This is a genomic window from Bacillus sp. OxB-1 (assembly GCF_000829195.1).
In the GTDB taxonomy this organism is placed as follows: domain Bacteria; phylum Bacillota; class Bacilli; order Bacillales_A; family Planococcaceae; genus Sporosarcina.
In genome coordinates this window covers 801,298-824,273 of sequence record NZ_AP013294.1, presented here as the reverse complement: position 1 = coordinate 824,273, position 22,976 = coordinate 801,298, and the positions used below count along the sequence as shown (strand labels likewise).

Annotated in this window: 20 protein-coding genes, 1 pseudogene, 1 riboswitch and 1 other annotated feature; of the genes and pseudogenes, 14 read left to right on the top strand and 7 right to left on the bottom strand. The window is 49.2% G+C overall.

Features of this window, described 5'->3' with window-relative positions:
- The 5 genes from mgtE to OXB_RS04310 all read right to left on the bottom strand — a co-directional run bounded on the left by mgtE (position 1) and on the right by OXB_RS04310 (position 5,811).
- Complete coding sequence (gene mgtE, locus OXB_RS04330; protein WP_041072194.1) at positions 1 to 1,359, bottom strand: magnesium transporter; 1,359 nt, start codon at positions 1,357 to 1,359, stop codon at positions 1 to 3.
- 835 nt (positions 1,360 to 2,194) lie between these two features.
- Positions 2,195 to 2,899, bottom strand: a complete 705-nt coding sequence (gene rluF, locus OXB_RS04325; protein WP_041072193.1) for a 23S rRNA pseudouridine(2604) synthase RluF — start codon at positions 2,897 to 2,899, stop codon at positions 2,195 to 2,197.
- A 240-nt stretch (positions 2,900 to 3,139) separates the two neighbouring features.
- The gene (locus OXB_RS04320; RefSeq protein ID WP_041076276.1) at positions 3,140 to 4,306 is read right to left on the bottom strand and encodes a M20 family metallopeptidase; all 1,167 of its coding nucleotides are present in this window, start codon (positions 4,304 to 4,306) and stop codon (positions 3,140 to 3,142) included.
- 57 nt (positions 4,307 to 4,363) lie between these two features.
- Positions 4,364 to 5,083, bottom strand: a complete 720-nt coding sequence (locus OXB_RS04315; RefSeq protein ID WP_041072192.1) for a hypothetical protein — start codon at positions 5,081 to 5,083, stop codon at positions 4,364 to 4,366.
- A 20-nt stretch (positions 5,084 to 5,103) separates the two neighbouring features.
- On the bottom strand, positions 5,104 to 5,811 hold the full coding sequence (locus OXB_RS04310) for a DUF5058 family protein (RefSeq protein WP_041072191.1): 708 nt from the start codon (positions 5,809 to 5,811) through the stop codon (positions 5,104 to 5,106).
- A 187-nt stretch (positions 5,812 to 5,998) separates the two neighbouring features.
- Between OXB_RS04310 and OXB_RS04305 the strand changes: the two genes are divergently transcribed.
- The 7 genes from OXB_RS04305 (at position 5,999) to trpA (ending at position 14,117) form a co-directional block, all read left to right on the top strand.
- Entirely contained in the window at positions 5,999 to 7,813 is a 1,815-nt protein-coding gene (locus tag OXB_RS04305) for a helix-turn-helix domain-containing protein (protein WP_041072190.1), read from the top strand.
- Positions 7,814 to 7,982: 169 nt separating this feature from the next.
- Positions 7,983 to 8,229, top strand: a binding site (T-box leader).
- Positions 8,230 to 8,302: 73 nt separating this feature from the next.
- Positions 8,303 to 9,667 (top strand): anthranilate synthase component I family protein, encoded by a 1,365-nt coding sequence (locus OXB_RS04300; RefSeq protein WP_331711240.1) that lies wholly within the window; start codon positions 8,303 to 8,305, stop codon positions 9,665 to 9,667.
- Positions 9,668 to 9,699: 32 nt separating this feature from the next.
- Positions 9,700 to 10,728 (top strand): anthranilate phosphoribosyltransferase, encoded by a 1,029-nt coding sequence (gene trpD, locus OXB_RS04295; RefSeq protein ID WP_041072189.1) that lies wholly within the window; start codon positions 9,700 to 9,702, stop codon positions 10,726 to 10,728.
- Positions 10,725 to 11,513 carry an indole-3-glycerol phosphate synthase TrpC gene (trpC, locus tag OXB_RS04290; protein ID WP_041072188.1) on the top strand — a complete coding sequence of 263 codons (789 nt, stop codon included), beginning with the start codon at positions 10,725 to 10,727 and terminating at the stop codon, positions 11,511 to 11,513. Before trpD ends, trpC begins: the two co-directional genes overlap by 4 nt.
- Entirely contained in the window at positions 11,510 to 12,124 is a 615-nt protein-coding gene (locus tag OXB_RS04285) for a phosphoribosylanthranilate isomerase (protein ID WP_041072187.1), read from the top strand. Before trpC ends, OXB_RS04285 begins: the two co-directional genes overlap by 4 nt.
- Positions 12,125 to 12,126: 2 nt before the next feature.
- Complete coding sequence (gene trpB, locus OXB_RS04280) at positions 12,127 to 13,332, top strand: tryptophan synthase subunit beta (RefSeq protein ID WP_041072186.1); 1,206 nt, start codon at positions 12,127 to 12,129, stop codon at positions 13,330 to 13,332.
- The gene (trpA, locus tag OXB_RS04275) at positions 13,329 to 14,117 is read left to right on the top strand and encodes a tryptophan synthase subunit alpha (protein WP_052483863.1); all 789 of its coding nucleotides are present in this window, start codon (positions 13,329 to 13,331) and stop codon (positions 14,115 to 14,117) included. The genes trpB and trpA overlap by 4 nt, the downstream gene beginning before the upstream one ends.
- 42 nt (positions 14,118 to 14,159) lie before the next feature.
- Here the strand turns inward: trpA and OXB_RS04270 are convergent, their stop codons facing one another.
- Positions 14,160 to 14,990, bottom strand: a complete 831-nt coding sequence (locus OXB_RS04270) for an aminoglycoside N(3)-acetyltransferase (protein ID WP_041072185.1) — start codon at positions 14,988 to 14,990, stop codon at positions 14,160 to 14,162.
- Positions 14,991 to 15,098: 108 nt separating this feature from the next.
- Between OXB_RS04270 and OXB_RS04265 the strand changes: the two genes are divergently transcribed.
- Positions 15,099 to 16,079: a DUF4003 family protein gene (locus OXB_RS04265; protein WP_052483862.1), complete on the top strand. Its 981-nt coding sequence runs from the start codon at positions 15,099 to 15,101 to the stop codon at positions 16,077 to 16,079.
- Positions 16,080 to 16,101: 22 nt separating this feature from the next.
- Here the strand turns inward: OXB_RS04265 and OXB_RS04260 are convergent, their stop codons facing one another.
- Complete coding sequence (locus OXB_RS04260) at positions 16,102 to 16,944, bottom strand: hypothetical protein (RefSeq protein WP_041072183.1); 843 nt, start codon at positions 16,942 to 16,944, stop codon at positions 16,102 to 16,104.
- 351 nt (positions 16,945 to 17,295) lie between these two features.
- Here OXB_RS04260 and OXB_RS04255 point away from each other — a divergent pair, with 351 nt between their 5' ends.
- From OXB_RS04255 to OXB_RS19395, 6 genes and pseudogenes are all read left to right on the top strand, one after another.
- Positions 17,296 to 18,219, top strand: coding sequence for a S66 peptidase family protein (locus OXB_RS04255; protein ID WP_041072181.1), 924 nt, complete (start codon positions 17,296 to 17,298; stop codon positions 18,217 to 18,219).
- 3 nt (positions 18,220 to 18,222) lie between these two features.
- Complete coding sequence (locus OXB_RS04250; RefSeq protein WP_041072179.1) at positions 18,223 to 19,308, top strand: mandelate racemase/muconate lactonizing enzyme family protein; 1,086 nt, start codon at positions 18,223 to 18,225, stop codon at positions 19,306 to 19,308.
- A 23-nt stretch (positions 19,309 to 19,331) separates the two neighbouring features.
- On the top strand, positions 19,332 to 20,249 hold the full coding sequence (locus OXB_RS04245; RefSeq protein WP_041072177.1) for a C40 family peptidase: 918 nt from the start codon (positions 19,332 to 19,334) through the stop codon (positions 20,247 to 20,249).
- A gap of 65 nt (positions 20,250 to 20,314) precedes the next feature.
- Positions 20,315 to 20,773, top strand: a complete 459-nt coding sequence (locus tag OXB_RS04240; RefSeq protein ID WP_173426040.1) for an acyl-CoA thioesterase — start codon at positions 20,315 to 20,317, stop codon at positions 20,771 to 20,773.
- A 229-nt stretch (positions 20,774 to 21,002) separates the two neighbouring features.
- Positions 21,003 to 21,755 (top strand): annotated as a pseudogene (locus tag OXB_RS19400) (HAMP domain-containing protein); the annotation flags it as partial.
- A gap of 351 nt (positions 21,756 to 22,106) precedes the next feature.
- Complete coding sequence (locus OXB_RS19395) at positions 22,107 to 22,694, top strand: methyl-accepting chemotaxis protein (protein WP_442852895.1); 588 nt, start codon at positions 22,107 to 22,109, stop codon at positions 22,692 to 22,694.
- Between the two features lie 141 nt (positions 22,695 to 22,835).
- A riboswitch (cyclic di-AMP (ydaO/yuaA leader) is annotated at positions 22,836 to 22,975 on the top strand.
- Position 22,976: the final 1 nt, after the last annotated feature.

Genomic DNA, 22,976 nt, shown 5'->3' with positions numbered 1-22,976 from the left:
CTAGCTTAATTTGGATAGGAACATCGTGGCGATTCCGAAATAGATAAGAAGGGATAAAATATCGTTGATGGTCGTAATCAAAGGGCCAGAAGCTACTGCCGGGTCGACTTTGAATTTATTCAAAATCAACGGGATGACGGTACCGGCAATCGTCCCGATAATCAATGTTGCCAACAGCGAGGAACCTACGACGAGGCCGAGCGTGAAGCTGTCCTGCCAGATATACGCAATGATTGAAATTAGGACGCCACAAGTGATTCCGATGATAATGCCGACAAGCAATTCCCGGAATAGGAGCTTCAATGATTTCTTCATGTCGACATCCTCCGACACAAGGCCGCGGACGACGACGGCGAGCGATTGGGTTCCGGTGTTCCCGGTCATGCCGGCAATCATCGGCATGAAGAAAGCGAGTGCGACGACTGTTTCCAACGTCTCTTCAAATTTTGAGATGATGCTGCCTGACACCAAGCCGATAAAAAGAAGAAGAATGAGCCAAGGCAGCCTTCGTTTGGCCGCCACCAACGGTCTCGTTCGGAAATCGATCGATTTACCTGAGGCCAAAAGCATCTCAATATCTTCGTTCGCTTCCCGTACGACGATATCCAGGACATTTTCGACGGTAATGGCGCCAAGCAACACATTGTTTGAATCGACAACCGGCAGTGAATCGAAATCATACTTTCCGATTAACCGCGCGACATGCTCCTGCTTCATGAGCACATCGGCTTTCACGAGCTTCGTCGTCATTATATCGCTAATTTTCGCTTGGGGATCGGCCAAGATCAGATCCCGATAGGAGACGACGCCGACGAGCTTCCGTTCTTCGTCGACAATATACAGGTAATTCAAGTATTTGGCGAGTTCCTGGAATTTTTTCAATTCCTGTTCCGCCTCTTCTACTGTCATTGTCGGGAACACCGCAAGATAGCGGCTGTTCATAACCCGCCCGGCCGTCTTCGGCGGATAATCCAGAATGTGCAGAATCTCTTCCATTTGCTCGCGTTTCATATGGGCAATCAACCGATCCACTTTGGACTTGGAAAGACCAGAAAAAAGGAAAGCGAGCTCATTGCTCTGCATCAGTTCCAAAATATCGGTAGAGCGCTCGGGGCCGATCATTTCCAGCACGCCCAATTGTTCGTCTTGATTCAAGTATTTTAGTAAGGAAGTCAACTCTTCAATTGTCAGGAATTCCAAAAACAATGGCCGCCGCTTTTTAGGCAAGTCTTTATACTGTTTGGCAATTTCATAGGGATCCAACTCTTTCAGAAGATCATGGAAGGTCTCTTTTTTCCCGTCCTTTAACACTTGTATAAGGGCGCGAGCTACTTCCACTTCATCCATTTTCGGCTCCATTGCATCCACCTCACTCAACTATTCAAAATGGTGACTCTCTCTCCTATTCCCCTAAATGTGCAGGAAGGAAACTATATAAAACGTACTAAAGAAGTGGACACTACCAGCCAACCGTTGCTTACCGTTCCAGGCGGACGCTTTCCGCGGGCACGGCTTCAATCTCCCCGTCGCTGCGCTCCTGCGGGGCTTTCAGCTCGTGCTGTTCCCGCTGGAGTCGCCGCCATCCACTACAAGCAACTGGAGCCACCCATTACAAATCATTTGTTCGTTCTATATAGTTTCAGCATTGACTTGCCGGTTTCCCGGTTTTCTGAGAATTTTTCGTAGCCAGTTTGGGACTGAGCTCTGAAAGTTCGCGGGGTTGCCCTAACAGCTGGCGAAATAGCACTGAGAGTTTTCCCGCGCCCTTATAGTTTGGGACCGGGGTCTGACAGTTCGTAGGATTGCCCTTACAGTTGGTGGAATAGCCCTGAGAGTTTCTCCGCGCCCTTACAGTTTGAAGCTGGGCCCTCACAGTTCGTGATATTGCCCTTACAGTTAGCGGAATAGCCATGAGAGTTCCCCCGTGCCCTTACAGTTTGACGCTGAGCCCTGACAGTTCAACGAATTGTCCTTACAGCTGGCGAAATAGCCCTGAGAGTTTTTTCGCGCCCTTACAGTTTGGGACTGGTCCCTGACAGTTCGTAGGATTGTCCTTACAGTTGGCGGAATAGCCCTGAGAGTTTCCCGTTGCCCTTATAGTTTGAGCTAGAGCCCTGACAGTTTCAGGCTAAGCTCTCACAGTTCCATAAATAAGAATGACCCACCCCACTATCGGGGCAGGTCACATGATGTGCTATCGTTTCGGTGCATAATTCAACATCTTGAACATCGTTTCCAATTCCGCGTCCGTCAAGTCACGCCATTGGCCAACAGGTAAGTCGCCGAGATGGATATTAAGAATGCGGGTTCGCTTCAGTTTTTGCACATGGTAGCCGAGCGCGGCGCACATGCGGCGGATTTGGCGGTTGAGTCCTTGCGTCAGCGTAATATTAAACGTGCGGGGGCCGAGTTTTTTCACTTTGCAAGGTTTGGTCGTCGTGCCGAGGATTTTGACGCCTGACTCCATTTTCCCAATGAAATCCGAAGTGATGGCGTGATCCACGGTGACGATATATTCCTTCTCATGCCCATGTTCCTCGCGCAGAATTTCATTGACGATATCGCCGTCGTTCGTTAGCAGCAGAAGGCCCTCGGAATCTTTGTCGAGTCGGCCAATGTGGAAAATCCGCAGTGGATGGTTGATGAAGTCGACGACATTGCCTTGAATATGCCGCTCGGTCGTGCTTGTGATGCCGACGGGTTTATTCAACGCGATATATACGAGTTGTTCTTCCGTCTGGACGGGTTTCCCATCTACGTAAACTTCATCACTGGGTTCCACACGGCTGCCGAGTTCGGCCGGCTGTCCGTTAATAGTTACACGGCCGTCCTCGATCCACTTGTCTGCACCCCGGCGGGAAACGATGCCCGCTTCGCTCAGGAATTTATTGATTCGCATGCCTGTCATCCTATCTATGAAGGTTTTCTTCATTGTACCGACAGTTGCTCATTTTTTCAAAAATAGGCAAGGAGTTGTCCCAAAGCCCGGAAAATCACCAGAAAGGGCTCACTTCCCGCGGAGTCTCGCCGTTTTTGGCGATTTTCCGAGATGTATCCTACAAAGAACAGGCTTCAGAAAATTGATCCACTTTTCTAAAGCCTGTTTCTAATTATCTAGACAGCCTCAATTCAATTAAAATTACTCATTGTCGTAGTAATCACAAACAACATGAGCTACGGATTTTGCTGATACAAGTAGTGCCTCTTCATCAATATCAAATTTAGGATGGTGGTTCAGATACGGTTTGACAACCCCTTTCGGTTGGCAGCCGATAATATAGAAAGTTCCCGGTATTTTTTGAGTGTAATAGGAAAAGTCTTCAGAGCCGGAATTGATCGGAATCTCCGTAATCTCGTGAATGACCGGATCATTTGCCTGTTCTAGAATGGAGACGACTTTCGCTGTCACCGTCGGATCATTGTATAAGGGTGGATAATCCGGAACATACGTGAGCTCGCAGTGGACGTCGAATTCCAATTCAATTCCATTTGTAATTCGGTGGATTTCCTCGGCAATGATCTTCTGGCTGTCTTCCGTCATATATCGGACATCCCCTTCCAGTTCAACACTATCCTTGATAACGTTAAATGCTCCTTTTCCGTCGAATGAACCGATTGTAACGACTCCCATTTCAAATGGGTTTAATCGACGACTAATAATAGTTTGGATTGCGGTGACGAAATAAGCGCCTGCTACAATCGGGTCATTCGCTTGATGCGGGGATGATCCATGGCCTCCCTTGCCTTTGATGGCCAGCTTGAAGTAGGTCCTGCCCGCCATGGAGAAACCGCTTCGGTAGCCAATTACCCCTGTCGGTAAATTCGGCATTAGATGCGTGCCGAAGACAGCGTCCAAATCATCGAGGACTCCAGATTCCACAATGCTTTTCGCGCCACCTGGAGGTGTTTCTTCTGCATGTTGGTGAATGATTTTGATCGTTCCGCTAATCGACTCTTTCAATTGGATGAGGCAGTCAGCCAGAATAAGCATATAAGCCGTATGCCCATCATGGCCGCATGCGTGCATAACACCTGGATTTTTCGATTTAAAAGGAACTTCCGTCTCCTCCTCGATCGGAAGTGCATCAAAATCCGCACGCAGCCCTATCGTTTTACCGGGCTTTCCTCCTTTAATGGTTACGATAATTCCATAACCGTTCCCGACGTTCGTTTGTACGTCAACGCCTTTTCCTTCATAAAAATTTTCGATGAAGCGTGCGGTCTTTTCTTCTTGAAATGACAATTCTGGATTTTCATGCAAATACCTACGAATTTGGATCATTTCCTCTTTACGGCTCTCCAACATGGCCAATAATTTTTGTTTAAACTCGGTTTTTTCTATAGATGTATTTGTTGAAATCAATTATTCCACTACCTTCTTTGTTTTTATTTTCTCCAATAACATACAAACGATCACGGTTCCAAAAATGCATAAGAAAGTTTGAAGAGGACGAGGCACCGGGCCGAGATTGACAAATAGACCAAAGGCGACTCCGACAACTCCCCAAATTGGCTTTTGAATCGCAAATTGTGCGATAACCCCGCCGTAAATAGCAGGTAAAACAAACCGGAACGCGTCAACCAATGATGCCGGCATCAGCGTTATAAGAAATGAACCGCCGAGGACAACGAATATGAGAACCGTCGTATTGACGATGGCCGCCGCAGCGATGGCAAGCGTCGCCGTCAATTCACCTTTATTTGTCCCAGGTTCCGCACCAATTGCAGCTTGTGCAACCGAAGCGCTTGGAAGACACATATTCCCGATATTACCGTTCAAAAAAGCGAGATATGTTCCGGACACGCCTAGTATTGGATAGTAACTGATTGGCTCGATAACCCAAACTGCCGCCACAACAGCCCCATACGCCAGGAAACCGGAAAGAATTGCTGACCAACCCGGGTGAAAGCCAAGTACGAAAGAGAGGTAAGCTGGCAAAGCTAATGTTAATAGAATGACCCCCCAAATTGTCAAGCGGCCCCAAAAATGTGATTTGGCATGGAATGTTTCAAAATCGAGTGTTTCTGTCTTGCTTGCGCTTCCTGCCGAAACCATGCTTTTCGCTTCTTTACTAACTGTCATAATCGTTTCTCCTCTCTTCCTTAGCTTAAAAGGTATCCAACCGTTAAACCGACAATAATGACGATTCCAAGCGACCATTCGATTAACCATTTAATATTGTACTTTTTTGCGACTGTCAGAAGGATTGGCATGACTAGAAAAGCAACTACTAATACGACTGATTCATTAATCCCTTTTACCATTTGACCGCTGCCTAGATAAGCGAAGGCTCCAATCATCGCGGCGGTCGAGACCACTTTGAAAAGGCTTACATTTTTAGGGGTGCTTGTCGCTTTCGCTTGAATTTTTCCGAGTGATTTTGTAAAAAGCGCGGTGAATAAAAGCCACCCCATTCCCCCTAGACACATGACCCAAACGGCATTCGTAAAGGCTTGTGCAGTGAAGTCAGGTGATCCGAGTTCGGCCCCGGCTGCTTGGGCACCCAGGCTCGCACCTACCATTTCAATCGGAGCAGAGCCGATAATGCCGATCCGGATTAATGTTACCGGATTCCCTATTAAGGACAGCAGGGAAATGGCGATAATGACAATGGCGAACGAAGGGCCTATAGAACTGATTGCGCCTGCTCTTATTGCCGATTTTACCTCCTCTTTCGACATTCCGACTGAATCACTAGCTTTCGAGGTGAGACTGATAAACTTGAATGCTTGGAAAAATACAAGTCCGATGACAAGTGCTGCGATGATCCATAATGGAAAGCTGTTTGCTACTTTCATTACCTCGGCCATAACGTTTCCTCCTTTTCTTTTTTAAATCCAGCAGACATGGGGCAACCCTCTTCCTAAATGTTTGGACTATTCATTTTATTGTCGTTAGTATACACTGGTCATATTAAGAGGACAATGTGCGTCTGCACATAGTTTAAGTAGCATATATGTGGAGTTACACGGTCTTTTTAGACAGGGGGACACAAAAGTGGACGATAGCAATGAACATCTAATCTTTCCAAGAGGGAAACTAAAAGATTCTGAACTGACTATTTTAGTGGATAGTATCCGATCCATTACGTCGAGTCTGGACTTGAATGATGTTTTGGAAAAAATCATGAAAAACGCTTTGAAAATTATTCCGCTTGCACAGGGAGGATATTTACTCCTATACGACAATACGAAAGATCGATTGATTCCGAAAGCACCAGTGGGGTTCGATCATCGAATTTACGATTTCCAAGTAAAAGTGGGAGAATCGATTACGGGGACCGTATTTCAAGATGGAATCGGGAGACTTTTTAAATCTGAAGAAGAAGTTGAAAGGGGAATGCGACGCAACAATATATCGGAAACAAACTATGTATCTCTAACTACATCATCACATCCTGGCTTCCCCAGTTCCTTCATTGCCGTTCCTATTTCGATAGCGGAGAAAAGAATCGGTGTGATGACTGTCCATCAATGGCGTGGAAAACAACCGTTCGATGAACATGACCTCCTGTTACTGCAAGGATTTGCCGAGCAAGCAGCCATTGCCATTCAAAATGCCCAGTATTACGCCGAGGCGAATGACAGGATTAAAGAAGTCACTCACTTGAGCAAGCAGCTGGAAGAACGGAACTTCCAGCTTCAAAAAAGGTATGAGGTCCATGAAGCACTTACCAATATCTCGCTTGAAAATAAAGGCCTTGAAACGATCATCCGTGAATTCAATCAGATGATATCTAAGCCTGTCTTTTTTTACAATGTCATTGATAATCTGTTTTATTTTTCTTACCCGAGCCAAGCATCCGATTTTACGACGGAAGAATTAAAAAAAATGTTCGCGGCCAACTGGGAACCTCAATATGTGGAGAAGGGCGTGTCCTCACTTGAAACGTATTATCTGCTTCCCATTCACAATGGTAGTGTTTTCCTTGGATGTTTCATTATCCCGACAAATGGTGTCATTTCTGAATCGGATCGCATGACACTGGAACAGGGAAGCTCGATCATTGCCATGGAATTAATAAAAAAGCAGACCGTGACAGAATACTTTTATAAAAAAACATATGAACAGTTTCGGGAATTGCTTTCACATAGAACCGAAGAACATTTAAAAAGCTTTGGAAGCCGGATGGGGGTTGATATCAATTCCTATTGGTATATGGCCATCATTGAAATCCCCAGCTACAATGATTTACAGCAACTTGAAATTGAAATACATCAACTGGTCCTGAAAATACAAAAAGAATTGCGCCCACAAGGAAAAATGATCTTTGGGGTCCAAAATCGGGTATTTATCCTTTCTCCATTACCAGAACCTGATGCACTGGATACAGTGCAGGAAACGTTGGCGACTATACAAGAACAATGGGTGAAGGGCGAAAACCCCCCATTCCTTGGAGGAATCAGTGCCGTTTATAAAGGATTAGAGAACGTTGGAAAATGTTACGACGAAGCCGAAGATACGATAAACTACTTGTCCGGACACAATCGATTTGAGTTAATGCAATATGAAAACATAGGCTTGAACCGTTTGTTTTTGCATCAACAACCGCATATAATCGAGCAATTTATCAATGAAGTTTTTTTCCCATTATCTCATGAAGCGAATAGCGAGTTGGAAAGAACGATTCTTGTGTATATGAAAACAAACCGTTCTGCAAGAGAAGCGGCCAAAAAGCTTCACATTCATCCCAACACTCTTTACCAACGCATTAAAAAAATTGAGGATTTGTTACAGATTGATTTGGATAATAGCGATGACATCCTGAAGGTTCATTTGGCTTGTTATTTGAAGTCGTCAAAGTCTCGTTAGTACTTCTTCGTTTGTATACCAATTCTGTTCATAGAATAACAGAAAAGCTTGACAATTATAGCAGTTCATAATAAGATAGACACAACTTTTTTGTTCGGTCAACGGGTAGAAGGTGCCGGGAGCGGTGCCGCCCATAGGACAGATGAGTCTAGTAGAGAAGAGCATAGCTGAGAAATTGATGAATAAGAAGAGTAGCACCGGTGTGCGATTGTAGAGAGTCAGTGGATGGTGGGAACTGATACGCAGCGGGTGTGAATGGGCTTAGGAGAGTCACCGATGACGGCCGTTTTCGGTCTGTTGGAGGTGGACGTGGATCCCGCGTTACGGGATGCATGCACGCTTTTTCAGTAGTGCATTCGAGAGGGAGCGAAGGAGCTCCAATATGAGGTGGCAACGCGGTGAAATCCGTCCTCTGCTAATGGATGAGTCTGTCCATTGGCAGGGGACTTTTTTATTTCCAACTAGTCAACGAGCAGAGGAGAGAGAATGATGAGTGTAGAGAAGACGAGTTTGCGGATGACGATGAAAAAGCTGGAGGGGGATTCCCTGACGCCGATCCTGATTTTCCGGAGATTGCAAGGCAAGCGGAAATTTTTGTTGGAGAGTTCCTCCCTCCATGACGGGCCCGGACGGTATTCTTTCATCGGCGTGGAACCGTTGAAATGTTATCGCGGCGGCAATGGACAAATCGAGGAAATTATCTATGGATCCGATAAACAATATGTTCACGAAGGAGATTTATACACCCTGTTAAAACGGCTCATGCCTCGGGTGACCAATGATCTGGAGTTCCCGTTCACTGGCGGTGCGGTCGGCTACGTCAGCTATGACGCCACACAGAAGCAGTCCAAAGAAGGGCTCGGAACGCCGGACGTCAACTTCAATATTTATGATTCGATCGTCATTTTCGACCATGTATTGAATGAAGTGACCCTTTTGCACACGCAGATCAATCCCGAACATGGAGCACCTGACCTGGAGGCACTCGCTGAACAGATCATGACGGGCGCGGTGGAGGAAGAGACGGAGTTTTCTCTTTCAGAATATCGAAGCGATACATCGCAAGAGGAGTACGAGGAACTGGTCCGTCAATCGATCGTTCATATCGAACAAGGGGAAATCGAGCAGATTGTCCTATCGAGACGAATGGAAGCCGATTTCGAGGGGGATCCTTTCTCGATTTATCGGAAATTAAGAAGGCGCAACCCGTCTCCTTATATGTACTATATGGAATTCGACGATCATACCGTAATTGGTACGTCTCCCGAAAGCCTCGTCAGCGTATCGGATGGAACCGTGATGACGAATCCGATTGCCGGTACGCGCAGGCGGGGCCGGGATGATGCGGAAGACCGGGCGCTCGAGGAGGAGCTGCGCAATGATCCGAAAGAGCTGTCCGAGCATGATATGTTGGTGGAACTGAGCAAGCGGGAGATGGCGGCTATCTGTGATACGGCAAGCATCGAGATTGCGAGTTATATGAAAACCGTCCGCTATGAACATGTCATGCATCTTGTGTCTGAAGTGGAAGGGGACTTGGCGCCGGGGCTGCATGCGTTGGATGCGTTGAAAGCGACTTTGCCGGCGGGAACGGTTTCGGGTTCGCCGAAGCAGCGGGCGATGGAATTGATTGAGGAATTGGAAAGTGCGGGCCGCGGCATCTACGGCGGGGCGATCGGTTACATCGGCCTCAACGGCAATATCGACTTCGCCTTGACGATTCGCACGATGGTCATCAAGGACGGAAAAGCATACGTCCAGGCAGGCGCAGGCATCGTGGAAGCTTCCATTCCGGCATTGGAGTACAAGGAAACGGTGAATAAAGCACGATCCCTTTTGGAAGTCGTTAAGTAAGACTAGAAAAGCTGAGATGAGGAGAGATAGCAATGAAGAAATTTTTGAGCATAGTGGAGAACAACCGGAATTTGACGTTCGAGGAAATGACAGAAGCGGCGACGTTGTTATTCGATGAGGAGACGGACGTGCAGGAAATGACCGAGTTTTTGATTGCGTTGTCCCGAAAAGGTGAAACCGCGCAAGAAGTGGCGGCGTTGGCATCGGTTATGAAATCCTTGGCAGTCGATCTCGGTGTGCCGGCCGGCAATTATTTGGATAACTGCGGTACCGGGGGCGACGGATCGAATAGCTTCAACATCAGCACGACGTCTGCTTTTGTTTTGGCGGGTGCCGGCGTGAAGGTCGCGAAGCATGGTAACCGGAAAGTGTCGAGCGCGGCAGGCAGCCATGATGTGTTGGATGCACTTGGCATCCGTTCGGATTTCAGCCCGTCGGAGATCAGGGAGCTGCTTGACGAAGAGGGGATTGCCTTTTTATTCGCCCCGCATGTCCATCCGAAATTGAAACGAATCGTAGGTGTGCGGCAGCAGATTGGCAAGCCGACCATTTTTAACTTGGTTGGTCCTTTGACGAATCCAATTGACTTGAAAACCCAGTTCACAGGCATCAACCGTCCGGATTTCATCATGGAGTATGCTTCGGTGCTGCGCATGCTTGGCAGGGAACGTGCGATTGTCGTGTCGGGCACCGGCGGGATGGATGAGGCGTCGCTTGCGGGGCAGAATGCGTTTGTCCTGCTGGATAAAGGAGATTTGATCCCTTTCGCGTTGCGGGCGGAAGATGTTGGTTTAACCCAGGCCGATCCTTCAACTATTCGCGGGGGCGATGGGCAGGAAAACGCGGCGATTATCCGGTCGGTGTTGAGCGGTGAACGCGGACCTCGATTTGACACGGTTGTGTTCAATGCGGGAATCGGATTATTTGCCAACGGGCAGGCGGCTACGATACAAGAAGGTGTCGATCAGGCGATTGACAGCATCCTATCCGGAAGAGCGATGGAGAAGATGGAAGCGATCATCGCCTATAGTCGAAATGAACAGAAAGCGGTGGCAAGATGACGATTTTAGATAAAATTATAATGAAAAAAAAGCAGGAAGTGGAACAGATGCTGGCTGCGAATGAGACGTTTCCGAAAAATGAAACGATCCGGCCATCTCTTTATGAAAAACTGCGGAAATCGGAACAATTACAAGTCATTTCAGAAATGAAACGCGCATCACCTTCCAAAGGGTTAATCGCCGAAGGGGCGGATCCGGTGAAGCAGGCGAAAGCGTATTACGAAGCGGGAGCGGCCTGCATTTCGGTTTTGACGGATACCCCGTTTTTCCAAGGCAGTTTCGAGGATTTGGCGGCGGTCGCGGAGGCGGTGCCGATTCCGCTGCTTTGTAAGGATTTCATGATCCACCGGGTGCAGATCGACAAGGCGAAAAGCGCGGGAGCGTCCGTCATTTTGCTGATCGTGGCGGCGCTGGATGATGAGACACTTGCGGACCTTCATGCGTATGCGACATCCCTCGGTTTGGATGTGTTGGTGGAAGTCCATGATTTGGCGGAGTTGGAGCGTGCGTTGGCGGTGGATGCCAAGTTGATCGGCGTCAATAACCGTGATTTGCGGACATTTGAGGTGGATTTGATTCAGACGGAAATGGTTGCGGCGCGTTTTCCGTTCGATGAGGAGCGGGTGCTGATCAGCGAGAGTGGCATATGGGGGCCGGAAGATGCAATTCGTGTCGCCAAAGTGGGGGCCAGTGCGGTATTGGTCGGCGAATCGCTCATGCGCAGTGATTCGGTGGGATCGGCACTGCGTTCGTTGCAAGTGGCGAAAGCGGGCGTCGCAGAATGACGAAAGTGAAGATTTGCGGCCTGAAGGAGCGCAAGCATGTTGAGGCCGCAGTCGAGGCGGGAGCCGATGCGATCGGCTTCGTCTTCGCGCCGAGCAGTCGGCGTGTGACGATAGAGGAAGCCCGGGAACTGGCGAAGTCTGTACCTGAAGGCGTCCTGAAGATCGGCGTGTTCGTCGATGCGACGGAGGCGGAATTGAAGCGCACTTTCGAGGAGGTGCCGCTTGATTTCATCCAATATCATGGCGATGAGGAGCCGGAGTTCATTCAACAGGTTGGATTGCCGGCGATCAAGGCGGTGTCCGTCCGGGATGAAGAGGATGTGCGGCGGGCCGCCCGGTATGATGTGAAATATTTCTTATTTGACACGCCCGGGACGGAATTCAAGGGCGGCAGCGGGAAAACGTTCGATTGGACCTTGTTGGAAGAGGCGGGGGTCCGGCCGGAGCAATTGATTTTGGCTGGCGGGCTGACGGTCGAAAATGTCGGCGAGGCGATTGTGCGTGTCCATCCGTATATGGTGGATGTCTCCAGTGGAGTGGAAATCGATAAAAGAAAAGATGTGGGCTTGATCCGCAGTTTTCTGGATGCGGTCAAAATGAAGGAGCGATAATGATGGGACAACTGACGAAGACAGCGGAGACGAAAGGGCGCTATGGTAAATTCGGCGGCCAATATGTACCAGAGACATTGATGACGGCTCTTTTGGAATTGGAGCAGGCATATGAGGAAGCGATCGCCGATCCGGCATTCCAAGAAGAACTGGACTATTATTTGAGAGATTATGTAGGGCGGGACAATCCGCTTTATTTCGCGGAACGGCTGACGAAAGAGCTCGGCGGTGCGAAAATCTATTTGAAACGGGAAGATTTGAACCATACGGGTGCACATAAGATTAACAACTCCCTCGGTCAGGCGCTGCTTGCGGCACGGATGGGGAAAAAGAAAATTGTTGCAGAAACGGGCGCGGGACAGCATGGCGTGGCGACCGCGACAGCTTGTGCATTGCTCGGCTTGGAGTGCGTCGTCTTCATGGGGAAAGAAGATGTGCGGCGGCAGGAGCTCAATGTGTTCCGGATGGAATTGCTCGGCGCGACCGTCGTGTCGGTCGACAAAGGTTCGGGCACATTGAAGGACGCGGTGAATGAAGCGCTGCGCTACTGGGTCGCGAATGTGGAAGATACGCATTATATCCTCGGTTCGGCGCTCGGGCCCCATCCATTCCCGCGAATTGTACGCGATTTCCAACGGGTCATCGGGGATGAGACTCGGAAACAAATTTTGGAGAAGGAAGGGCGTTTGCCGGATTCCATCGTAGCGTGCATCGGCGGGGGCAGCAATGCGATCGGCATGTTCCATCCGTTTGTCGATGACGAAGAAGTGGCGTTGTACGGCGTGGAAGCCGCGGGCAGTGGAATTTCCACGGGCCAGCACGCGGCGGCGATCGCAGGCGGACGGGAAGGTGTCCTGCACGGCGCCTATATGTATATTTTGCAAGACGACAACGGGTTCATCCAGGAAGCGCACTCGATTTCCGCTGGGCTGGATTACCCGGCAGTCGGTCCGGAGCATTGCCATTTGCACGACATCGGCCGGGTGAAATATGAATCGGTGACCGATGCGGAAGCGCTCGAAGGGTTGCAGTTGCTTTCGAGGATCGAAGGAATCATCCCGGCATTGGAAAGTGCCCACGCAATCTATTATGCAGCGGAGCTGGCGAAGGAAATGAAACCGGACGAAGTTCTCATCATATGCCTGTCGGGACGTGGCGACAAGGACGTGCAAACGGTGCGCGATGCGTTAGGAGGTGCGGCGAAATGAAGAAAACTGATTTGACCCAGGCGATTATAGGCTGCACAGAGCGAGGAGAAAAAGCATTCGTTCCGTATATTATGGCGGGTGATGGTGGACTTACGTCGTTGAAAAAGAATATTTTATTTTTACAAGAGGCGGGTGTGACGGCCATCGAGGTCGGGATTCCATTCTCCGATCCTGTGGCGGACGGTGAAGTCATCCAGGCCGCAGGAGAACGTGCCCTGGCACACGGCGTCAACTTGCGTGCCGTGATGAAGGAGCTTGCTTCCTTCCAAGATGAAGTGACAGTGCCGCTTGTCATCATGACGTATCTGAATCCAGTGTTGAGCTATGGATTGGAAGAGTTTGCAAAGGATTGCGAGCCGACCGGTATTAGCGGATTAATCATACCGGACATGCCGTTGGAGGAGAGCGGCCTTGTGCGGGAAGCGCTCGAAGGAACGGGTGTCGGGCTGATTCAACTTGTCTCGTTGACGAGTCCACAGGAGCGAATCCGGGACATCACAGCTGCGGGGGAAGGGTTCATTTACGCCGTGACGGTCAATGGGATCACAGGGGTCCGGAACGAATTCCGCGACGACCTCGGCACCCATTTGCAGCGATTAAAAGAAGTGAGTCCCGTGCCGGTATTGGCGGGATTCGGCATTTCCTCGCCGGAGCAAGTACGCTCTATCGGCGCGTTGGCAGACGGAGTCATTGTCGGCAGTGCCATCGTGGATGCGTTTCATCGGGGGGATTTGCAGGCGATTGAGACGCTGGTGAAGGCGGCGAAGGAAGAAGTGCATAGTTGAGAGAAAGGGCTGTCCGGGAAGTGGGACAGCCCTTCGATATTTTTATTCCAATTTTTCCCCTTCCCGGCGCTGCACGCCAATCCAACCGGTCCCAAAGCGGATCAATGGCTGCATCGGGATGATTTTGCAATTTGCCTGCCCGAGTTTCTTATTGTGCACAATCCCTGGATTCGCGGTCTCGAAAGCGGCGCCCAATTCAGGAAAGACGCCGGAGTCGACGTCGACCATTTCGTATGTAGCCCAAACTCGTTCGCCGTCTTGCATTATAGCGGAGCCTTGCGAGATCATCGGCGGTCGGTGTGCCAAATATTCACTTAGATGAAGGGCGGTGCAAGAATCATAGCCGACGCCGATCAGCAGGATTTTGACATCCGTCTCGATTATCTTGCCGAGAGGCGAACCCTTCCCGAACGAATCATCCAGCGGGTGTGTCTCCATCCATTCTTCCGCATGCTTGCCCCACGCCATGAACGAGTGGGCAGGGTGGGGACTTCGGATCGTCTCCGGGTGCCGATGGAAGCAGTCCGCAATCTTCCCCATCTCCCGCAGGTGGGTCAAATGGGGATCGTATGCGGGCATCGTTTGGCGAATCGGTTCATGCCAATCTTCCGGTACAGCTGGCATCATCCAATACGATGGATCCGAATTGTCCGTCGATTGAGCAGGCATGACGATCGTTCCTTCCGACGTCACAGTTTCCATCAATGCCTCGACGACCGCCTGTGCTCCGCCGGCGACCCAGCCGATCGATTTCAATGAAGAATGGACCATGATCGCATCGCCCGATTGGATGCCCATTTCTCGAAGGTTATTCTTTAAAGTTTCTTTTGATTGGAACGAGTTTGTATGTAAAATGACTTCGAATTCCGACATGCTCATCACTCCTTGTAAGCCAAGAATAGCAAGCCAGCGCGGTTTCGCCAAGCCTCTCTGAAACTTTTCCCATATTGAATCGTACATATAGGAAAGGGGGCGTGCGGATTGGATGCGAATCGGATTAAACAAGAAGTGGAACTGACCTATAGTAAAGTGAAATCATTGGCGGGTTGGACGGTGGATAAAAACATTGTGTTGACGATCACATCGTATTATGTGACATCGGATCGGGAATTTGATGCGGTCCGATTGAACCGTTCCATGGATGCGCTTAAACAACGATCCGGCTGGTTTTCTCCGCTTCGCGGCCATCTACTGCCTATGATTGCGGCATTTCTAGATCGCCGTAGCTTGCCCATCGAACAGGGGGTCGAGCGTTTATTGGCGAAGCAGCAGGTGTTGAAGAGTGCCGGCTTCCGCAATACGATTCATTCTTATTTGGCCGCCCTTCTCATGACGGACGACCCGGATGTGTATGAGCAAGAGGCGCGGCAAGCGAAAAAACTCTATGATGCCATGAAAAAACAGCATTATTTCCTAACGTCGGACGATGATTACGCCTATGCGCTCCTTCTCAGCAAGCGAGGGGCAGACCCGACCGAGCATGCGAAAGCGATGCGAGCCTACTACGATGCACTCCGCACTGCCGGATTCAAGTCGGGGAATGAACTGCAATGGCTTTCCCAAGTGATGACCTATATACATATCGAATTCGATGAAACACTCGTAGCACGGGCTGCTGAAATCCTAGACCGATTCAAGCGGGAGACGAAAGTGCGGCCCGTCCACTATCCGATGATCGGCTTCTTGACCGTTTTCAAAGTGGTGGATGCCGATGTGGCTGCGATTGTTGATTTGACCAAGGTGTTGGAAACGGCGAAGCCGCTGAAATGGAACCGGGAGATGGCCTTGTCGATCGGCATCGGGTATATTATGCACCAACTGGTCGACCCGGCGCATGTCGACGAAACAGGCATCAGCCTGGCGGCGTCCATCGAAATGGTCATCCAGGCACAGCAAGCCGTCACGGCCGCTACAATCGCTGCAATGGCCGCTTCCTCCGCCAGCAGTTCGTCCAATTCATGAGACGCGCGCAGAAGACAGCTGATTAATCTTGCATTAAAGCTCCGCTCACTTCCGGGAGGTTATCTCTGTCAAGGGCATTCATTTGACAGAAGTATTCCAGGAAGTTTTCAGCTTCTTTGATACGCACTTCATCCGTTTGTAATGTAATGATGTCTTTCAAGATTTGAGCAGTCCAAATATTATCGAAATAACGATACTTACCCGAATTCCATGTAGTTCGATGAGGGTGGTTTTTATTAATATAGTAATTCCAGAAAAGCATCTTCTCCGCTTCTTGCTCCGTAAGCTTGATTCTAAACTCTGCATGGGGCTGAATCATCCCGTCATCGCTAAGATTGCCGGAAAACGTTTCATCTACCATGTAGAGGCCTAGAATCCGTCTATCTGTTTCTGGTTGATCCGACTCCCTTGCAGTTAGAAGAACTGCGCTGTTCGGTCGCAAACGTGCTACTCTATTCGGTTGATCTTTATTTTTTCCGCTTTGAACCATCCCGGTAAATACCTGCCAGTCGGTAAATACCTGCTGTTGCTCTTCTTCGTCCAGCCAGAAAACAATTTGTGAGCTTTCATGAATGTTATGGTTCTTTAGTATTTCCCTGCGCTGCCTCTCAAGATCCAGTCTCACTCTTTCTTCTTCCCGTTTTTTTTTAAGTGCATCCTCTTCCATCTGCTTTACCAAGAGGATTTTATTCAGTGATTTTGCTGTATTCCGGTCATTGAGGGTTATGAATTTCCCAAAGGCATCAGGATAAACGAATTTTTTAATACCCTCGTCAAAATCAATGGTGAGAATAGATCCTTCTTGATCCACAATATTTCCTTCACCAAACACTTTATGAGTGATTTCTTCATTAATTAAATTCAATAAACTGATTCTCCTTATATATATTATTTTGACACCGGATGGAATGAAAAAATTTTTTCATACATAATAAAAAACCGCACTCAAATTCTGATTGGAAGAAGTTGCGCACGGCGATCAAATACTGTCTCAAAACTGGGATAATTAAATTGTACCATATAATTTAAAAAATTGCAATTTTGTGATTGACAATGGTATATTGTTTATCGTATAATGCTATTCTTTTATGTGAAAACGGGACAATAGAAAAGAGAGATCCGTTTTGCATTTCTGGGTTGTTGAATAGAATAAGAGAACCGATTCTGTTCCGCTCGGGAACAGAATTTTTTACCATGAGAGAGGATGATTTAAAACATGAGAATACGACCACAACGTTTGCAAAAAGGGGATACAGTCGGCATTATCGCCCCTTCCAGCCCACCGAATCCGGATTCGCTGGAGCGTTCGCTCGCTTTCTTGGAACAGCTCGGCTTGAAATGGAAGTTTGGAAAACATCTTCATAATACAAACGGCTTCCTGGCAGGGACTGACGAAGAACGGATGGCGGATTTACATGATATGTTCACAGATCCGTCCGTCCAAGGGATCTTCTGTGCGGGCGGCGGGTACGGCTCGGCGCGATATGTCGACCGGCTCGATTTGCCTTCCATGAATGAAAACCCGAAGATCTTCTGGGGCTTCAGCGACATCACCTTCCTTCACACGGCGATTGGGCAATATTCTGATCTGGTGACGTTCCATGGGCCGATGCTCGCGTCTTGTGTCGGAAAGGATACCTTCCATGAATTGTCGGGCAAGATGTTCCGCCAGCTGTTCGAACCGATGGAGCTTCATTACAGAGAAGCCATTTCCCCGCTTTCGACCATCCATGGCGGTGCGGCGCAAGGCGAGCTCGTCGGAGGGAATCTTTCTCTATTGGCAAAGACGATCGGTACGAAATTCGAAATTGAAACGCGTGGGAAGCTGCTGCTCATCGAAGACGTCGGAGAGGAGCCGTATCGGGTAGACGGCTTGTTGAACCATATGCGAATGGCCGGCAAACTTGATGAAGCGGCCGGCATTGTCGTCGGTGATTTTGCGAAAGCGGAGCCGAAGAACGAGAATGATTCTTTATCGCTCGACGAAGTGTTCGACCATTATTTAGGCCGTCTCGGGAAACCGGTTGTGAAAGGTTTCAAAATCGGTCATTGCGAACCGCATTTTGCCGTACCACTTGGCGTAGAGGCAAGGCTTGACGCAGACAATCGGTCCCTCACCATTTTGCCAGGGGTGGAATGAAGGATGAAAATCCGGTCCATCGATACATTCCCGGTCGCCGTTCCCTTGAAAAAGCCATTCAAAACGGCCCTCCGGACGGTGCATACCGCGGACGCCATCTACGTGAAAGCGACGAGTGAAAATGGGAGCGTTGGCTGGGGCGAGGCGGTTCCGACTCATGTTATCACGGGAGAGTCGTTCGGCAGTCTAACCTATGTCATTCAGGAAGTCTTAGCTCCCCGGCTGATCGGCATGGATATTCGATATCGGGAAGCACTGTTTGAAAGGCTTACCCGCTCCATCATCGGCAACACAAGTGCCAAAGCGGCCATCGATATGGCCATCTATGATTTATGGGGGCAATTGGCAGGAATGCCGCTGTACCAACTGTTGGGCGGTTACCGGCAGGAGGTGGAAACCGATTACACCGTCAGCGTCGACAATCCGCAAACCATGGCGGAGGATGCGGAACGTTATATTGCAGAAGGGTTTCATTCATTGAAAGTGAAAGTCGGCATTGGAGAAATCCGGGACGATCTTGAACGGATCCGGGCCATCCGGGAACGGGTCGGGAACAAGCCGAAAATCCGGCTCGACGCCAATCAAGGCTGGCAGCCGAAAGAGGCGGTCCTCGCCATCCGGAAGATGGAGGACGCAGGATTCGATATTGAACTGGTCGAACAGCCGGTACATGCCGATGACCTGGAAGGATTAAAGTTCGTAACGGATCAAACGGGAACGCCCATCATGGCTGACGAAAGCATGTTTTCCGCGAAAGATGCGTTACGGATTTGCCAACTGCGCGCGGCGGATCTATTGAACATTAAATTGATGAAGTCAGGCGGCATCCGAGAGGCGCTGAACATCAATGCGATTGCGGAAGCGCATGGCATCCAGTGCATGGTCGGCAGCATGATCGAGACCAAACTCGGTGTCACGGCCGCCGCCCATTTCGCGGCAAGCCAACCGAATATTACCCGCTACGATTTCGATGCTCCCTTGATGTTGGCATCCGACCCAGTGTCAGGGGGCATTCTCTACAGTAAAAGCAAAATCCGTCTTCCGGGCGGACCAGGTTTAGGTGTGCATCAAATAAAGGACATTGGATAACCAAAAGGAGGCGAGATGCCGAGATGTCAACTCCTACGTGGTATTGTGCTGTTTCTGTCGCAACAGTCTGGACATCGCCTGAAGCTGTACGCCCGCAAGACGAGGCAGGTCTAGCGAATCCGGCACGCCCGCAGGAATGGATTGGTAGCTTGCGTTTAGCAGATCGGTTGGAGTTAAGCGAGGCCGACCGCGTCCAGACCCAATTAGTATACGGCGAGCCTGTTGCCGTGTTGGAAACGAACGGGGAATGGGCAAAAGTGTGTGCCGTTTGGCAGTCATCCGGCAAAGACAATCGGGGGTATCCCGGCTGGGTTCCGCTTCAGCAATTGAAAGAAGCGCAACCGATCCGCGCGGAAGGATTCGCAAAGGTGACGGCGGGCAAGGCGCAGCTATGGAATATCGATGGTTCACCTTCCCTCGTCTTGCCGTTCAATGGGATGTTGCCTTACCGGCATGTAGTGGATGGGAAGGTCCATGTGTGCACGCCGGGTGGGGAAGGGATTTTGCGGTTAGCTGATGTGGAGTTGGCCCCCTCGGTTCACCAATTCCCGAAGTTGCCTGCAGAAACAGCAGTCGAAAAAGGGCTGGCATTTCTGGAGCTTCCCTATTTATGGGGCGGGACCTCCTCGTACGGCTTTGATTGTTCCGGTTTCACCTATTCCATGATGAAAGCATGCGGCCGTTTCATTCCCCGGGATGCAGCCGATCAAGCCCGTGAAGGTATGGCCATTTCAACAGGGGATCCGTCTTTGTGGCGAAAGGGGGACTTACTATTCTTCGCGTCGGATGAAGGGCGCGGGAAGGTACGCCATGTCGGGTTTTATTACGGAAACGGGTTGCTTTTCCATGCACCTTCGACCGGTAAATCGATTGAAATCATCCGGCTGGCTGGGACCCCGTATGAAAGGGAGCTTTGTGCGGTCCGCCGGTTGGGTGTTTGATTCGACAAATGAGGGAAACGGGTTTACGATAGGGAAAAGGAGGGAGACCATTGGAAAAGAAACCGATGAGTGCATCCCGCACGATTCAAACGAAGATCATCCTGCCTTCGGATATCAATCATTTACAGACGATTTTCGGGGGACACGTCTTGGCCTACATCGATGAGATTGCCGCCATCACTGCCATGAAACACGCCAAGACGGCGGTCGTTACCGCCTCAATCGACTCTGTCGACTTCCTGTCGAAAGCGCGGGTCGGGGAAGTGCTGGAACTCGAAGCGGTCGTCAGTTCCACAGGTCGTACATCGATGGAAGTGTTTGTTTCCGTCTGTTCGAGCAACTTGCTGACCGGCGAATCGAATTTGACGACAGAATCCTTCCTTACGATGGTCGCCATGGATGAAAACAACCGACCTGTCCCTGTGCCGGCCATCTATCCGGAAACCGAAGCCGAAACAAAATTATTCGAATCGGCACCCGCCCGGAAGGAACTCCGGAAACAACGGAGAAACATGAGGCATTAATCAATGATCATAGAAGGCCATCCGCAAAGGGTGGTCTTTTGTGCTGTCTGAACATCCCTTTTTCAGCAAAACTTTCCTCAAACTTTAATAATTGGATTGCCTTCTACCTCAATAAGTCCTATAGTAAGAATAGAGCTAATTGCTTGGTAAAGGAAATTACATAATAGCCAATAGACCTAGTGGGGAGAGAAAGACACCGGGGGAAGAAAGGGCTTGTCGGGGGAGAAAAATGAAACTGAATTCCATTTCGAAAAAATTATTTGTCAGCTTTACCTCTATTATTATCCTTACGATTATCGTAGGGGCAGTTGGATTTATGTCTGTCATGCAATTGAATAAGAATTACTCCAATTTGTTTGACGAAAATATAAAGAAGGTCGATTTGGTCGATGAGTTGATCAGCCATAATCAGAGCATATCGGCTAATCTATATAGCTATGTTCTATTCAAAGAGCAACGGTATATAGCTAATATTACTAACGAAGCAGAACAGTACAGTCAAACCTATGAAGAACTGAAGGCGATGCTTACGGGCAGCCCTGATATGGAAACAATTGAAGAGATGGCGGAACGCAATGATAACTATATGAACCTTGTCCAGACCAGCATAGATAGTTTTATCCAACAGGATCAAGACCAATTGGATATCAATGTACGTGGGACGAGTACTGCCATGGTTCTATTTATGTCGTTGGCGGAAAGATTGAAAGAGTCGCAGTACGAGGAAATGAGTGAAACACGGCAAGCGCTTGACCAATTGTCGGATACGACTTATCTGATCATTGTAGTTCTAAGTGGGCTGGTCGCTTTGATCAGCAGTGTAATCGCTTTAATCATCAGTAGGAATATTGCGCGTCCGGTCAAAGGCATGACGGAGGCGCTCGAGCAAGTGGCAGAGGGCAATTTGCAAGTGGAAAAGATAAATATTAAAAACAAGGATGAAATCGGTGTGATGGCGACGGCGTTCAATAAAATGACGGATGATCTTCGTCAGGTCGTTGTCCATTTGCATGATTCGGCGGTCCGTCTTGCAGCGCAGTCAGAGGAGTTGTCGGCCAGCTCCGAGGAAAGTGCCGCTTCATCCGCGATGGTCGCTCATGTAGCGGATGAAAACATGCGGGGCAGTGAGCGGCAATTGGAAATTGTCGGGGAAACAACTGCATCCGTAGAGGAGATGTCGGCAGGAATCGAGCAAATTGCTGAGAACAATGCCAAAATGCTGCAATCATCCAATTTGGTAGGATCGCTTGTCGAACAAGGCTCGGTCACATTCCAGCAAATGGCGGATCAAATGAAAGACATCCAAAGTTCTATAACAGACACCGCTTCCACCATGAAAGTGCTAGAGGAGAACTCCAACAGCATTCAAACGGTGACGGCTTTGATCACGGACATTTCCGAACAAACCAATTTACTCGCCTTGAACGCCGCGATTGAAGCTGCACGGGCAGGTGAACATGGAAAAGGATTCGCCGTGGTGGCGGAGGAGGTCCGCAAATTGGCGGAGCAATCCAAGCAATCGGCTTCGGAGATCGAGCATATTGTGAAGTTGATTCAAACCGATACGGAGAAAGCATCCCAATCCATTCAAACAGGAAGCCATAAAGCAGATGATGGCCTGAATTCCGTTACGGACTCGTTGCAATTATTCGAGCAGATCGAGGGGGCTACTGCCGAAACAGGACAAAGCGTACGCCTTGTATCGGCGGCAATCGAAGATATCCAAGCGAGAACAGCGACAGTCATGACAGGCTCAACGCAAGTACGTGATTTGGCAGAGCAGGCAGCTGCCAGTGCTAATGAATCGAGCCAGTCCGTTCGCGAACAGCTGGCGACCATGGAGGAAATTACAGAAAGCGTTCAATCCTTGGCATTGTTAGCCGAAGATTTACAGATGGAAGTAAGCAAGTTCCGAATTTAAGGATAATTAGAAGAGGCGGCTCGGCGTTCGTTATGGAACGTCCGAGCCGCCTTATTTTATTCCACTTGAAAAGGGGCGGCGACGGAAACTTGTGAATACAAGTGTTATAAACAGGAGTAAAATAAGCTCGTAATTAAGAAAACTATCAAAGCCAAATCTCAACAATTGAGAACGGAGGACCCAATCTTTTGGGGTTAATTCTGCATTGCAGGAAGGATGATATATATACTCTTTCGCCATCCTAACCCGTCGGCTAATGCGAAGGAGATGGTAAAGGACTTC

What these genes read in the sequence shown, in the direction of transcription:
- trpB (WP_041072186.1), top strand. Translation starts at nt 12,127, where the DNA reads ATGGGACAACTGACGAAGACAGCGGAGACGAAAGGGCGCTATGGTAAA.
- OXB_RS04320 (WP_041076276.1), bottom strand. Translation starts at nt 4,306, where the DNA reads ATGTTGGAGAGCCGTAAAGAGGAAATGATCCAAATTCGTAGGTATTTG.
- OXB_RS04315 (WP_041072192.1), bottom strand. Translation starts at nt 5,083, where the DNA reads ATGACAGTTAGTAAAGAAGCGAAAAGCATGGTTTCGGCAGGAAGCGCA.
- trpC (WP_041072188.1), top strand. Translation starts at nt 10,725, where the DNA reads ATGACGATTTTAGATAAAATTATAATGAAAAAAAAGCAGGAAGTGGAA.
- trpD (WP_041072189.1), top strand. Translation starts at nt 9,700, where the DNA reads ATGAAGAAATTTTTGAGCATAGTGGAGAACAACCGGAATTTGACGTTC.
- mgtE (WP_041072194.1), bottom strand. Translation starts at nt 1,359, where the DNA reads ATGGAGCCGAAAATGGATGAAGTGGAAGTAGCTCGCGCCCTTATACAA.
- OXB_RS04300 (WP_331711240.1), top strand. Translation starts at nt 8,303, where the DNA reads ATGAGTGTAGAGAAGACGAGTTTGCGGATGACGATGAAAAAGCTGGAG.
- rluF (WP_041072193.1), bottom strand. Translation starts at nt 2,899, where the DNA reads ATGCGAATCAATAAATTCCTGAGCGAAGCGGGCATCGTTTCCCGCCGG.
- OXB_RS04310 (WP_041072191.1), bottom strand. Translation starts at nt 5,811, where the DNA reads ATGGCCGAGGTAATGAAAGTAGCAAACAGCTTTCCATTATGGATCATC.
- OXB_RS04245 (WP_041072177.1), top strand. Translation starts at nt 19,332, where the DNA reads ATGTCAACTCCTACGTGGTATTGTGCTGTTTCTGTCGCAACAGTCTGG.
- trpA (WP_052483863.1), top strand. Translation starts at nt 13,329, where the DNA reads ATGAAGAAAACTGATTTGACCCAGGCGATTATAGGCTGCACAGAGCGA.
- OXB_RS19395 (WP_442852895.1), top strand. Translation starts at nt 22,107, where the DNA reads ATGAAAGTGCTAGAGGAGAACTCCAACAGCATTCAAACGGTGACGGCT.
- OXB_RS04250 (WP_041072179.1), top strand. Translation starts at nt 18,223, where the DNA reads ATGAAAATCCGGTCCATCGATACATTCCCGGTCGCCGTTCCCTTGAAA.
- OXB_RS04255 (WP_041072181.1), top strand. Translation starts at nt 17,296, where the DNA reads ATGAGAATACGACCACAACGTTTGCAAAAAGGGGATACAGTCGGCATT.
- OXB_RS04285 (WP_041072187.1), top strand. Translation starts at nt 11,510, where the DNA reads ATGACGAAAGTGAAGATTTGCGGCCTGAAGGAGCGCAAGCATGTTGAG.
- OXB_RS04240 (WP_173426040.1), top strand. Translation starts at nt 20,315, where the DNA reads ATGAGTGCATCCCGCACGATTCAAACGAAGATCATCCTGCCTTCGGAT.
- OXB_RS04270 (WP_041072185.1), bottom strand. Translation starts at nt 14,990, where the DNA reads ATGTCGGAATTCGAAGTCATTTTACATACAAACTCGTTCCAATCAAAA.